The sequence below is a fragment of the Maribacter cobaltidurans genome (assembly GCF_002269385.1).
In the GTDB taxonomy this organism is placed as follows: Bacteria; Bacteroidota; Bacteroidia; order Flavobacteriales; family Flavobacteriaceae; genus Maribacter; species Maribacter cobaltidurans.
This window is the reverse complement of record NZ_CP022957.1, coordinates 4,059,456-4,071,480: the sequence shown is the minus strand read 5'-3', so window position 1 is coordinate 4,071,480 and position 12,025 is coordinate 4,059,456. Positions and strand designations below refer to the sequence as shown.

Genomic DNA, 12,025 nt, shown 5'->3' with positions numbered 1-12,025 from the left:
CCCTAAAAATTATTTAGGGCGCTTTTTTTTATCTGCTAGATATACCATACAGTATTGTTTTTTTATCTTCGTGAAAAATAGCCGAATATGTCCACCAAAGCTGAAAGAACCACTGCCTATATCATTGAAACAGTTGCCCCTGTATTCAATAAACATGGCTATATAGGCACTAGTATGAGCGATCTCACCGAGGCAACGGGTTTAACTAAAGGCGCACTCTACGGTAATTTTGAAAATAAGGAGGCTTTGGCGCTCTCTGCCTTTGAACATAATAGCAAGATATTGCTAAATGCTTTGGACGAGGTCCTTAATATATCAGGCTCGTCCTTGGACAAGCTAAAAAGTCTAATGGATTTCTATAAGCAATATGATGCTTTTACGAACCCCATGAGTGGATGTCCGGTACTTAACGTTGGTGTGGATGCACAGCATAACAATACATTATTGGCAGCGGCCGCTAGGGAAACCATAAAGGAGATTGAAGGAAAAATAGCCCTGGTTCTGGAAAATGGTGTAAATAAGGATGAAATTAAAATCCCTGTTACACCACTTCAATTTGCCAAACAATTATATACTATGATTCAGGGTGCCATTTCCATGGCGACCATAACAAAGGACAGAAAGTATTTGTTAAATACTATTACTTACTTGGAAGTTTTGGTGAGGAGGGAGTTATAACTCCCCTTCCACATATCCTTTTGTTCTTTAGTCTATTTTATTCCCCTACAACTCTAAAGATCCAAGTTTTATCGGTATACTTTCCTCCAAAATTGGAATCCCTTGCGGCTCGTGCTTCAGAGATGGAATCATATCTTGCCAAAAACACATAGTTATATTTGTTAGTTTCCCTATAGAATGATCCCGGACTGAGACCTCTCTTTTGCAAATCGGCCATAAAAGCATCAAAGTAGCGCTTAGTGCCAAAAACATTAGCTATTAAATAATAACCGGGCTCCAAGGAACCTTGTTTGGCTACTTCCTCGTAGCGCTCTCCTTTTTCGGGTGTTACCACTTCTTTTTTTAGAGCTTCGGCCTCGGCCAATTTTACTTGGGCTATAGAATCCTGTTTTCTTTGAATTTCCAAGGCCAAAGCTTCTTCCTTGGCCTTGTTAACAGCTTCGGTAGAATCCAACACCCTTTGGCGTTCCAAGGCTTGAGCCTCTGCCAATAACTTTTTTTCGCTAGCCTCTGCAATAGAATCCCTTTTTCTTTGGTCTTGCTTTTTAGATTCTTCAAGGGCCAAATCTGCCAATTTACTAGCTTCCCTGATAGAGTCTTTCTGTCTTTGTTGTTGCAATTTGGCCAATCGTTCCTGTTCCTTCTCCTCTTTTCTTTTAGCTAATTTCTCAGCACGAGTCAATTCTTTCTCAATGGTTTCCTCCGCTATCAATTCATCTTGTGGATATCGTTCTTCTGAGGATAAAGGCCCTAATTTATAAGCGGTCACCAATTCAAAAGTGGGGTCTGTACCTTTTAAATCGTTGGATATACCAAATTCTACCAGAGCCCCGAGGGAAAATCGCTTAAAAAATCTTCCTCCTACTCCACCTGAGATTCCGTAGAAGCTATTGTATCCAATCTGTGTCCAGAATTTATTGGTAGAAAGCAAGGCTGATGCTCCTAACTGCGCATCAAATCCTGGGATAGATTTATAGTAAATGGATGGTCGTAAAATAGAATTTTCATCAGATTGAATTACACCCTGAAATTCATAACTGGCCAAAGCGAGAAAAATTCGACCGTCGGTACTGGTGTTTCTTTCATTAGTGCTGATATTATAGTCCATTAGATTTTCCGAGGACAAACCCAAACTAAATCGGTCTATTTTCACATTAATACCTGGCGCCATTTGAACTACGAAATCATCGGTAATTTCAGTTTGTATGGGGTTTGGAATAAAAAATCTTTGATCCGCCAATTTTTGCTGAAATCCTAAAATGTTGATTCCTACCCCTAGACTTGCACGCTCGCCTAAGGTAATGGTATAGCCGTAGTTTAAAATGATTCCTGTATTTATGAATATTTCCGTATTCTGTTGAAAGAATCCAAGACCTGCCGTAGAAATATCGTTTAATCTATGGGAGTAGTTCAAGAATAAACTGGTAGGGTCGGCATCAAGGGTCTGCCACTGCCATCTGGACCAAAAAGCAACTGAAGAAGGATTGTTCCTGTCGAGCGCAAATGCGGGATTAAGTAGACTGGAATTGTATTCCATCAAATTGTGTTGCCTATAATCACTAGGAAGTTCAACATCCTGGGCGTTTAAACCAACAACTACAAATACAATAAGAAGTGCCCCACAAAATTTATTCATATGCAAAAAAACAAAAAATAGCGTTGAAACGTACTATTTTAAAGTAAATTTAGTTCTGTATAAAAGTAATTGTTAACGTTAAACCATGAAATTACTAAAGATTCTTTCATTCTTTCTTTTATTGTCATTTATTTCCTGCAAGGAAGACAATCCCACTGAAAAACCAAACCAAGATGCCGGTATTTCTACTTTTTATTTCATACGGCATGCCGAGAAGGATAGAACCAATCCAGAAGACCCCGACCCTGAACTTAGCCAAAAGGGATTGGGAAGAGCCATGCATTGGGCTGAAATTTTAAATGAAGTAGATTTGGATGCTATTTATTCCACTAATTTCAATAGGACTTCGATGACCGCTGCCCCCACCTCTGTAAAAAAGAACATCGATGTTCAATATTATGATCCTAGAATTTTGGATATAGATCAATTTAAAAAGGACAATCTTAATAAGAATGTACTTGTAGTTGGTCATAGCAATACTACACCTGAATTCGTCAATCTTTTATTGGGTGAAGATAAATACACCCAAATAGATGACAATGAAAACGGGACCTTATTCATTGTCACCATTGTTGACGGTATTGCAACTAGTAGTAGGCTTATTTTTAATTGTAACTGCCCTGATTAACCTGTACGTTTTCCAATGCGATATTGGAAAGCAATTCCAATTGATTATTTAGGTAAAGACTGTCTATGTTAAAGATGGTCGTATTCTCCAGTTTGGGTTTATAATTTTTATAATCCACAAATCGGATATCACCAACATACCGTTCATTATAGGCTTCCCTAAAACGCTGTCCGCCACCGTTCACATGAAACTCATAGGCCAGATAATCAGGTTTGAATGTATCGGCATTGAACCAATAGATATATACATCGTCAAAATCGTCGCCCCCACCATCTTCCTTAAAGGTAACTTGGATTTTATAGTAGCTTTTTCCGTTTAGATCCACTTTTCCCAAAAGCCTTTTTTGAACCGCCCTATCGTTTAAACCATAGGGTAAATAGGCAAAATAATGAACGGAATTGACAGAATTAGCGTATTTATTTGACGTTGTATCCGCTAGTACGACAAGACTATCGTTTATATATCGCTCAAAACCGGAAGGTGACTTCACGTCCAAAATAACGGCAGTATCATTTTCTATTCGCCGTTTCAACACCTTTTGGCCATTCTCCAATTCAGAGCTATAATGAATTTTCCTAAAATCGAATTCAATATTGGAATTCCCATACTTTTTTCCACCACTGACTTGGATACTTTTATCCACTATTTCTTGGGCCGAGGGTATTTTTTTGTCTTCTTGGCAACCCAGTAGGCCAATTAATATCAAGATTGTGAATACTCTATTCATGTATTTTTTTAAATGATAATCGTTAAAAACATGGATTCATTACAAAATAAGCACTTTAAATTTTTATATGGTTCCACAGGATTATTTATTTGTCCTTACTTTTGTAAGTCATGCAGAATAAAATAAATATTAAAAATAAAAGGGCTCGTTTCGAATACGAGTTACTGGATACCTATACTGCAGGAATCGTACTTGCAGGTACGGAAATAAAGTCCATTCGATATGGAAAAGCTTCCATTGCAGAAAGTTTTTGCGAGTTTAATGACCGGGGAGAACTTTTTGTGATCAATATGCAAATAGACGAGTATTCCCATGCCTACCATTTCAACCACAAACCAAAGGCTGAAAGAAAACTATTATTGAATAAAAGAGAGCTAAATAAACTTCATAAAGAAGTTAAGGCATCGGGTCTAACCATAGTGCCCTTGTCCCTTTTTATAAATGATCGCGGACTAGCCAAAATGCAAATTGCTTTAGCTAAGGGTAAAAAGCTTTATGACAAGAGAGATACCATAAGGGACAGGGACAATAAGCGAAATTTAGACCGAATCAAAAAAAGCTTCAATTCTTAGTTTTTATCCTCTAATAAGGGTACAAACCTGAAGGAACCATACTCGGTTTTCTTGAATTCTTTTTCCGATGTTCTTTCTAACAAGGTCATGATCTGATCTTCAAAACCTACCGGTATCACGAGCCTGCCTCCTACTTTTAATTGGGACATCAATGCCTTGGGCACTTCCGGTGCCCCGGCGGTAACAATAATCCGATCAAATGGCGCATCTTCTGGAAGACCTTTATAGCCATCACCAAATACAAACTTTTTGGGCCGGTATCCCATTTTCTTAAAAAATAGGTTAGTTTTTTTAAACAGCTCCAATTGTCTTTCAATGGTATACACTTTGGCCTTGCATTTTAATAAAACTGCAGTTTGATAACCACTACCGGTGCCAATTTCCAACACGGTATGGTTGGGTTCCAATTGCAATAATTCTGTTTGGAACGCCACCGTATAAGGCTGCGATATCGTCTGGTCCGCCGCAATGGGAAACGCCTTGTCCTGATAGGCATGACCTTCAAAACTACTGTCCATAAAAAGATGTCTGGGCACCTCTCTAATAGCATTCAGGACCTTTGTATCCGTAATGCCTTTTTCCATCAGCAATTCTGCCAATTGATTGCGCATGCCTTTGTGTCTATAGGTATCTTTCAATTTTAGCTTGGTTTGGTTCTCAAAGTTATAAAAGATTGCCATAGAAAAGAAGTTGACCAAACAGTAAATGTCAAAAATGGATTTTACATTCCTACTGAAACTTGTAAACTATGTGTATTTTTGATGAAAAAGTAGAAGCATGCTCAAAGTAGGGGTTTTAGGGGCCGGACATTTAGGTAAAATTCATTTACGATTGCTTAATCAGTCTGAAAAATATGAACTAATAGGTTTTTTTGATGCGGACATTATAAATGGGAAACAAGTGGCGGCCGAATTTGGATATGCTTATTTTGACCATTTAAATGACTTGATCGATGCCGTAGATGTCGTGGATATTGTGACCCCTACCCTATCCCATTTCGATTGTGCCAAAAAGGCCATGGAAAAGGGCAAACATGTTTTTATTGAAAAACCCATTACCAATACCTTGGATGAAGCCGAAAATCTGTTGGCACTGGAGGAAAAGTATGGTGTTAAGGGTCAAGTGGGCCATGTGGAACGCTTCAACCCGGCTTTCATGGCGGTACGGGAATCCATAAAGGAACCCATGTTCATTGAAACGCATAGGTTGGCAGAATTTAATCCTCGTGGAACGGATGTACCTGTGGTTTTGGATTTGATGATACATGATATAGATGCAATACTTAGTGTGGTGAAATCTAAGGTTGTCGGAATCAATGCGAGTGGGGTTTCCGTATTGAGTCAATCCCCTGACATCGCCAATGCCAGATTGGAATTTGAAAACGGCTGTGTTGCAAACCTTACGGCCAGTAGAATCAGTTTAAAAAACATGCGTAAATCTAGATTCTTCCAAAAAGATGCCTACATATCCGTAGATTTTCTTGAGAAAAAAGTGGAGGTGGTTAAAATGAAGGATGCACCGGAAGTGCCTGGGGATTTCGATATGATTTTACAGAATGCGGAAGGGGTTAAAAAGCAGATTTATTTTGAAAACCCCGATATTTTGGAAAACAATGCCATCTTGGACGAATTGGAGTCCTTCGCCGAAGCCATCCAAAAAAACAACACTCCGCAGGTTACCTTGAAACAAGGAACGGAAGCCTTAAAGGTAGCTTTGCAGATTATTGATGCGTTTGAAAACAAAACGGTTTTGGGTTGATATTTCAAGTCTAAAATCCTATTTTCCTATAAAACTAGTTTATGAAAAAAATTGCGGTAATAGGTGCTGGGACCATGGGAAACGGAATTGCCCATGTGTTTGCACAATATGGATATAAAGTAAATCTAATAGACCTTGACCAAAAGGCCTTGGAAAGAGGGGTTTCCACCATTTCCAAAAATTTGGACCGCATGTTGGCCAAGGAGAAAATATCTCAAGAAGACAAAAAAGCTACTCTTGACAACATTACCACTTTTTCCGATTTAAAAAATGGAGCAAGCGAGGTAGACCTTGTGGTGGAGGCTGCATCAGAAACATTAGAAATAAAACTGGATATTTTTGGTAAACTGGATATAATTTGTAAACCGGAAACCATTTTGGCCACCAATACTTCCTCGATTTCCATTACCCGAATTGCTTCGGTAACCACAAGACCTGACAAGGTAATCGGTATGCATTTTATGAATCCGGTCCCCATTATGCCCTTAGTGGAAATTATTCGTGGTTATAATACTTCGGACGAAACCACTGAACAAACCATGGCATTATCCAAGAAATTGGGAAAAACGCCTACGGAAGTCAATGATTATCCGGGTTTTGTAGCCAATAGAATTCTAATGCCCATGATCAACGAAGCTATAGAGACTCTGCATCATGGGGTTGCCGGTGTTTTGGAAATAGACACCGTAATGAAATTGGGAATGGCCCATCCTATGGGGCCATTACAGCTTGCCGATTTTATAGGGCTTGACATTTGTCTTTCTATTTTGAACGTCATGTATGACGGATTCAAAAATCCAAAATACGCTCCTTCCCCCCTATTGGTGAACATGGTTACCGCTGGGAAATTGGGTGTTAAATCCAAGGAAGGTTTTTATGATTATTCCCAAAGTAATAAGGCCGAAAAAGTTCCGAATCAGTTTAAATTGTAAATATGTCCATAGCAGAAAAATTATCATCCATAAAAAAGGAACTGACAGAGAATGTGACCTTGGTCGCCGTTTCCAAAACCAAGCCTTTTTCAGATATTTTAGAAGCCTATAATAGTGGGCATAGGGTTTTTGGGGAAAACAAGGTGCAGGAAATGACCCAAAAATGGGAAGAAATGCCCAAGGATATCGAATGGCATATGATTGGACATGTACAGCGAAACAAGGTAAAGTATATGGCCGAATATGTAGCCTTGATCCATGGAGTAGACAGTCTTAAATTATTAAAGGAAATCAATAAACAAGCAAAAAAGCACGAGCGGGTTATTCCATGCCTATTGCAGGTGCATATTGCAGAAGAAGACACCAAATTTGGTTTTGACGCAGATGAGATCAAGGAACTGATTAGCAACCCGGAATTCGAAAAATTGGAAAACGTCAGAATTAAAGGTTTAATGGGCATGGCCACCTTTACAGACAATATGGATCAAGTGAGACGGGAATTTCAATCATTAAACAAGCTTTTCCAAGACTTGAAGAATAGCTTGACACATATTTCCATTCTCTCCATGGGTATGAGCGGCGACTATAAAATTGCCATTGAGGAAGGTAGTAACATGGTGCGAATTGGAAGTAGTATCTTTGGTAGTCGAAATTATAACTAGCGCAAAGGACAAAAGCGTTTGGAATTCAGACTGAAAATATTTTTATGTACGCTATACTGGATATAGAAACGACCGGAGGGAAATTTAATGAGGAAGGTATCACGGAGATAGCGATACATAAATTCAATGGACATGAAGTAATAGACTCCTTCATTAGCTTGGTCAATCCAGAAAAGGAAATTCAACCCTTTGTAGTCAACCTTACGGGAATTAACAACAAAATGCTTCGCACAGCCCCTAAGTTCCATGAAGTAGCCAAGAGGATTGTGGAAATCACGGAGGGGACGGTACTTGTTGCCCATAATGCACAGTTTGATTATAGAATCCTAAGAACGGAATTCAGGAGGTTGGGTTATAATTATGAGCGAAAAAGCCTTTGTACCGTAGATTTGTCCAAAGCTCTTTTACCGGATGCCGATTCTTACAGTTTAGGAAAATTAGTACGATCCTTGGGAATCCCAGTAAGTGATCGTCACCGGGCCAACGGCGATGCCTTGGCTACGGTAAAATTGTTTAAACTCTTATTGGCCAAGGATTCGGAAAAGAAAATTATACAGGACGTTATCCGAAAGGAAGCCCATGGTGAACTGTCCGAAAAACAATTGGATATTGTTCAAAATATGCCCAATGAAACGGGGGTATTTTATATGCACAATAAAGATGGGGATATCATTTACCTGAGTAAAAGCAACGACATCAAAAAAAGGGTGAATCAATTGTTTACCCAATCAAGTGACCGTGTAAGAAAACTGACAAAGGACACCAGAAAGGTTACCTTTGAAAAAACGGGTAGTGAACTAGTGGCACAATTGAAGGAATATCAGGAACTTTTAAAAAATAGGCCTAAATACAATTCAATACCCAGAAAACGAATGTTCTCCCATACGCTTTGCCTTTCAAAAAATGAACATGGGTACTTGGAATTAAGGTCATCCAAAATAAATTCATGTCCTGATTCCTGGGGCTACTTCAATGGTGAATTCAGTGCCGAAAACCATTTATTCAAGATTACTAAGGAATTTAATCTTTGTGATAAGGTAAATGGAATTAGTGAGGCACGTGGAAGCTGTTCCAATTTTTCCGAAGGAAAATGCAAAGGTGCCTGTATTCAAAAGGAAGACCAGGGAGACTATAACACAAGGGTCATGGAAGCACTGCATAAATATACCCTTAAGAATAAGAATATATTGCTGGTCGATAAGGGTCGTCAAATTGGCGAGAATGCTGCCATTATGATTAGAAAGGGCTCTTTAGTGGGGGTTGGTTATTATGATCTAAATCATCAAATAAATAATATTCATATCTTAGAATCCTTGATAACGCCCATGGATGGGACAACAAATGCCAATTTTATTGTCGAGTCCTACCTTAGAAAGAAAAAAATACTAAAAACCATTCCATTGTAACGATCATTGGACAAGGAGGAGAAAAATATAGGTTGGAAACAAAGGCTACATGAGATTATTTATGAGGCGGACACCCCTATGGGAAAGTGGTTCGATATTCTTCTGATCATCCTTATACTTTTTAGTGTTCTCCTAATTATGTTGGAAAGCGTCAAAAGTATTGATGCGGAATACCATAATACATTGTTAATCTTGGAGTGGATCGTTACCATTCTCTTCACCATTGAATATTTTGCCAGGATTATCTGTATAAAGAAACCCACCAGATATATTTTCAGTTTTTATGGAATCGTGGATTTTTTGTCTACCATTCCGCTTTATCTATCCTATATTTTGGCGGGATCGCAGGTGTTATTGGCAGTCCGCGCTTTCCGATTGCTTCGAGTCTTCAGGATATTAAAACTGGTTCAGTTTTTAGGGGAGGCATCCCAATTAAAAAGTGCGTTAAAAGCAAGTAGGGCAAAAATTACGGTTTTTCTTTTTGCTGTACTTATATTATCTGTAATGTTGGGTACTCTTATGTACATTGTGGAAGGGGATGAAGCCGGCTTCACCAGTATCCCCACCAGTATATATTGGACCATTGTTACCCTAACTACAGTGGGATATGGCGATATAGCACCCATTACCCCGCAGGGTCAACTCATTGCAACCATAATAATGTTATTGGGTTATGGAATAATAGCGGTACCCACGGGAATCGTAACCGTTGAATTTGGAAAACGTTCCAAAAAAGGATCTGGCGACGAAAGTGTGGAACATTTTGTGCACGTAAATACCCAAGCATGTCCCGTTTGTGCCAAAGAAGGACATAGGGACGATGCCACTCATTGTTATAATTGTGGAAGTATATTAAATGAATAAAGTACTCATTTCCGTAACAGGGCCAACTGCCATAGGGAAAACGAGGTTGGGCATTCTTTTGGCGAATCATTTTAATACGGAAATTATTTCGGCGGACTCCCGTCAATTTTACAAGGAAATGTCAATTGGTACAGCGGTACCTACAAAACATGAGCTAACCAGTGCGGTTCATCACTTCATTCAACACAAGAGTATTCATGAACCTTACTCGGTGGGTGATTTTGAAAAGGATGCCTTAAAAAAATTGGATGAACTGTTTCAAGACCATGAAGTTGTCATCATGGTTGGTGGTAGTGGACTTTATGTGGATGCAATTACCAAAGGACTGGATGCATTTCCAAAAGTAGGTAAGAGTATCCGTGAAAACCTGAACAAACAATTAACGAATGATGGCATCGAAATATTGCAAAATATGCTCAGTACATTGGATCCTGAGCATTATAACAGAATCGATATTCATAATCCGCATAGACTCATTAGGGCCTTGGAAATATGTATAGGTACGGGAAGGCCGTACTCCAGTTTTTTAAACAAGCCAAAGGATAAAAGAAATTTTAAGGTTTTATCGGTGGGTTTAAAAGCCGACCGGACTGTGGTCTATGAAAGAATAAACGAACGGGTTGACCTTATGATGAAGGAAGGTCTTCTTGATGAAGTTAAATTATTAAAAAGCACTAGAGATTTAAATGCGCTACAAACGGTTGGGTACAAAGAGCTTTTTGAGTATTTGGATGGCAACTGGACACTGGATTTCGCCATTTCCGAAATTAAAAAAAACACCCGACGGTTTGCGAAAAGACAAAATACCTGGTTCAAAAAGAGTCTGGAAACGCTCTATGTCGATTATAATTATAAAGAAAATGAAATTCTAGCCATGATGGATAAAGCCGTTATGGAATTACAACATGAACGTACCTAAAATTATTTATGTAATGGGGGTTTCCGGTAGTGGGAAATCTACTATCGGTTCACTTTTGGCCGATAAACTGGGATATCCATTTTTTGATGGTGACCATTATCATCCAAAGTCCAATATTGATAAAATGTCGAAAGGCATACCGCTAAACGACGAAGATAGGATAGGTTGGTTAAATACCTTAAATGAATTGGGAAAGGAGCACCAACAAGAAGGTGCCGTAATTGTTTGTTCTGCTTTAAAGGTTAAGTATAGGGAAATCCTAAGAAAGGACATAGAACAAACCACTACCTTTCTTTTTTTGAAGGGTTCCTTGGAACAGATTAGCAACAGGCTAAGCCAAAGAAAAGGGCATTTCATGCCCAAGGATTTATTGAAATCGCAATTTGAAACCTTGGAAGAACCTGAAAACGCTGTTATAATTTCAATTGATCAAACTCCGGAAGAAATAGTATCCCAAGCAATTGTCCAGCTTAAAAACTAAAAAAGCACCCCTGTAGGGTGCTTTTTCTTTATGTTATAGAATTATACTACTCGTCTTCGTTTTTGATTACCAAACGGAAACCTTCACCATGTATATTCAAGATTTCCACATTTTCGTCCCGTTTTAGATATTTTCTAAGTTTGGCGATGTATACGTCCATACTTCTTGAAGTGAAATAGTTGTCATCCCTCCATATTTTCGTCAAAGCCAATTCACGGGGCATCAGATCATTCTCATGTAGTGCCAAAAGTCGTAAAAGTTCGTTTTCTTTCGGGGATAATTTAATAGACTCCTCATCCTTATACTTTAAGAACCTCAATTTTGAATTTAGATGAAAACCACCAATCTCAAATTCAAATTTCTTACTATCCGCCAAACTGCTCGACGCCTTTCTTTGAAGTATGGCCCTAATTTTCATTAAAAGAACTTCAGAGTCAAAAGGTTTGTTAAGATAATCATCGGCACCGGCCTTATATCCCTTTAAAACATCCTCCTTCATTGTTTTTGCCGTCAAGAAAACAATAGGAACATTTTCATTCTTTTCCCTTATTTCCTTTGCCAAGGTAAACCCATCCTTATAGGGCATCATGACGTCTAGAATACAGATATCGAAATTATCCTTCTTGAACTTTTCAAATCCTTCCATTCCATTCTTCGCCAAAGTCACATCGAAATCGTTCATGGACAAATAATCCTTAAGAACGATTCCAAAGTTTGGGTCATCCTCTACTAAAAGTATTTTTTTATTTACTGTTTCCATAA

The 12,025-nt window shown here is 38.6% G+C and carries 14 protein-coding genes; 10 read left to right on the top strand and 4 right to left on the bottom strand.

The features are described 5' to 3' along the window. Nucleotides 1–87: 87 nt before the first annotated feature. A complete protein-coding gene (locus CJ263_RS18275) occupies nucleotides 88–678 on the top strand; it encodes a TetR/AcrR family transcriptional regulator (RefSeq protein ID WP_094998590.1) in 591 nt (196 codons plus the stop codon). 37 nt (nucleotides 679–715) lie between these two features. Here CJ263_RS18275 and CJ263_RS18270 read toward each other — a convergent pair whose 3' ends face one another. Then, nucleotides 716–2,314 (bottom strand): PorP/SprF family type IX secretion system membrane protein, encoded by a 1,599-nt coding sequence (locus CJ263_RS18270; RefSeq protein WP_094998589.1) that lies wholly within the window; start codon nucleotides 2,312–2,314, stop codon nucleotides 716–718. Between the two features lie 85 nt (nucleotides 2,315–2,399). On the opposite strand from CJ263_RS18270, the gene CJ263_RS18265 reads away from it, so the two are divergent. After that, entirely contained in the window at nucleotides 2,400–2,942 is a 543-nt protein-coding gene (locus CJ263_RS18265; RefSeq protein WP_094998588.1) for a SixA phosphatase family protein, read from the top strand. On the opposite strand, the gene CJ263_RS18260 is transcribed toward CJ263_RS18265, so the two are convergent. Then, nucleotides 2,920–3,669, bottom strand: a complete 750-nt coding sequence (locus CJ263_RS18260) for a DUF6503 family protein (protein ID WP_094998587.1) — start codon at nucleotides 3,667–3,669, stop codon at nucleotides 2,920–2,922. The genes CJ263_RS18265 and CJ263_RS18260 overlap by 23 nt on opposite strands. Before the next feature lie 110 nt (nucleotides 3,670–3,779). On the opposite strand from CJ263_RS18260, the gene smpB reads away from it, so the two are divergent. After that, a complete protein-coding gene (gene smpB / locus CJ263_RS18255) occupies nucleotides 3,780–4,241 on the top strand; it encodes an SsrA-binding protein SmpB (protein ID WP_094998586.1) in 462 nt (153 codons plus the stop codon). Here smpB and CJ263_RS18250 read toward each other — a convergent pair. Then, entirely contained in the window at nucleotides 4,238–4,879 is a 642-nt protein-coding gene (locus CJ263_RS18250; protein WP_094999309.1) for a protein-L-isoaspartate(D-aspartate) O-methyltransferase, read from the bottom strand. The two genes, smpB and CJ263_RS18250, sit on opposite strands and share 4 nt — an antisense overlap. Nucleotides 4,880–5,018: 139 nt before the next feature. On the opposite strand from CJ263_RS18250, the gene CJ263_RS18245 reads away from it, so the two are divergent. Genes CJ263_RS18245 through CJ263_RS18215 form a run of 7 tightly spaced genes read left to right on the top strand, consistent with a single transcriptional unit; the run spans nucleotide 5,019 to nucleotide 11,263 of the window. Continuing rightward, nucleotides 5,019–5,999 (top strand): Gfo/Idh/MocA family oxidoreductase, encoded by a 981-nt coding sequence (locus CJ263_RS18245; RefSeq protein WP_094998585.1) that lies wholly within the window; start codon nucleotides 5,019–5,021, stop codon nucleotides 5,997–5,999. 41 nt (nucleotides 6,000–6,040) lie between these two features. Then, entirely contained in the window at nucleotides 6,041–6,931 is an 891-nt protein-coding gene (locus tag CJ263_RS18240; RefSeq protein WP_094998584.1) for a 3-hydroxyacyl-CoA dehydrogenase family protein, read from the top strand. Between the two features lie 2 nt (nucleotides 6,932–6,933). Continuing rightward, nucleotides 6,934–7,593: a YggS family pyridoxal phosphate-dependent enzyme gene (locus CJ263_RS18235; protein ID WP_094998583.1), complete on the top strand. Its 660-nt coding sequence runs from the start codon at nucleotides 6,934–6,936 to the stop codon at nucleotides 7,591–7,593. Between the two features lie 44 nt (nucleotides 7,594–7,637). Further along, nucleotides 7,638–8,999 (top strand): exonuclease domain-containing protein, encoded by a 1,362-nt coding sequence (locus CJ263_RS18230; RefSeq protein WP_094998582.1) that lies wholly within the window; start codon nucleotides 7,638–7,640, stop codon nucleotides 8,997–8,999. Between the two features lie 6 nt (nucleotides 9,000–9,005). Continuing rightward, complete coding sequence (locus CJ263_RS18225) at nucleotides 9,006–9,863, top strand: ion transporter (RefSeq protein WP_094998581.1); 858 nt, start codon at nucleotides 9,006–9,008, stop codon at nucleotides 9,861–9,863. Then, on the top strand, nucleotides 9,856–10,782 hold the full coding sequence (gene miaA, locus CJ263_RS18220) for a tRNA (adenosine(37)-N6)-dimethylallyltransferase MiaA (protein ID WP_094998580.1): 927 nt from the start codon (nucleotides 9,856–9,858) through the stop codon (nucleotides 10,780–10,782). The genes CJ263_RS18225 and miaA overlap by 8 nt, the downstream gene beginning before the upstream one ends. Continuing rightward, nucleotides 10,769–11,263 carry a gluconokinase gene (locus CJ263_RS18215; protein WP_094998579.1) on the top strand — a complete coding sequence of 165 codons (495 nt, stop codon included), beginning with the start codon at nucleotides 10,769–10,771 and terminating at the stop codon, nucleotides 11,261–11,263. The genes miaA and CJ263_RS18215 overlap by 14 nt, the downstream gene beginning before the upstream one ends. A 46-nt stretch (nucleotides 11,264–11,309) precedes the next feature. On the opposite strand, the gene CJ263_RS18210 is transcribed toward CJ263_RS18215, so the two are convergent. Continuing rightward, nucleotides 11,310–12,023 carry a response regulator transcription factor gene (locus CJ263_RS18210; RefSeq protein ID WP_094998578.1) on the bottom strand — a complete coding sequence of 238 codons (714 nt, stop codon included), beginning with the start codon at nucleotides 12,021–12,023 and terminating at the stop codon, nucleotides 11,310–11,312. Nucleotides 12,024–12,025 lie beyond the last annotated feature (2 nt).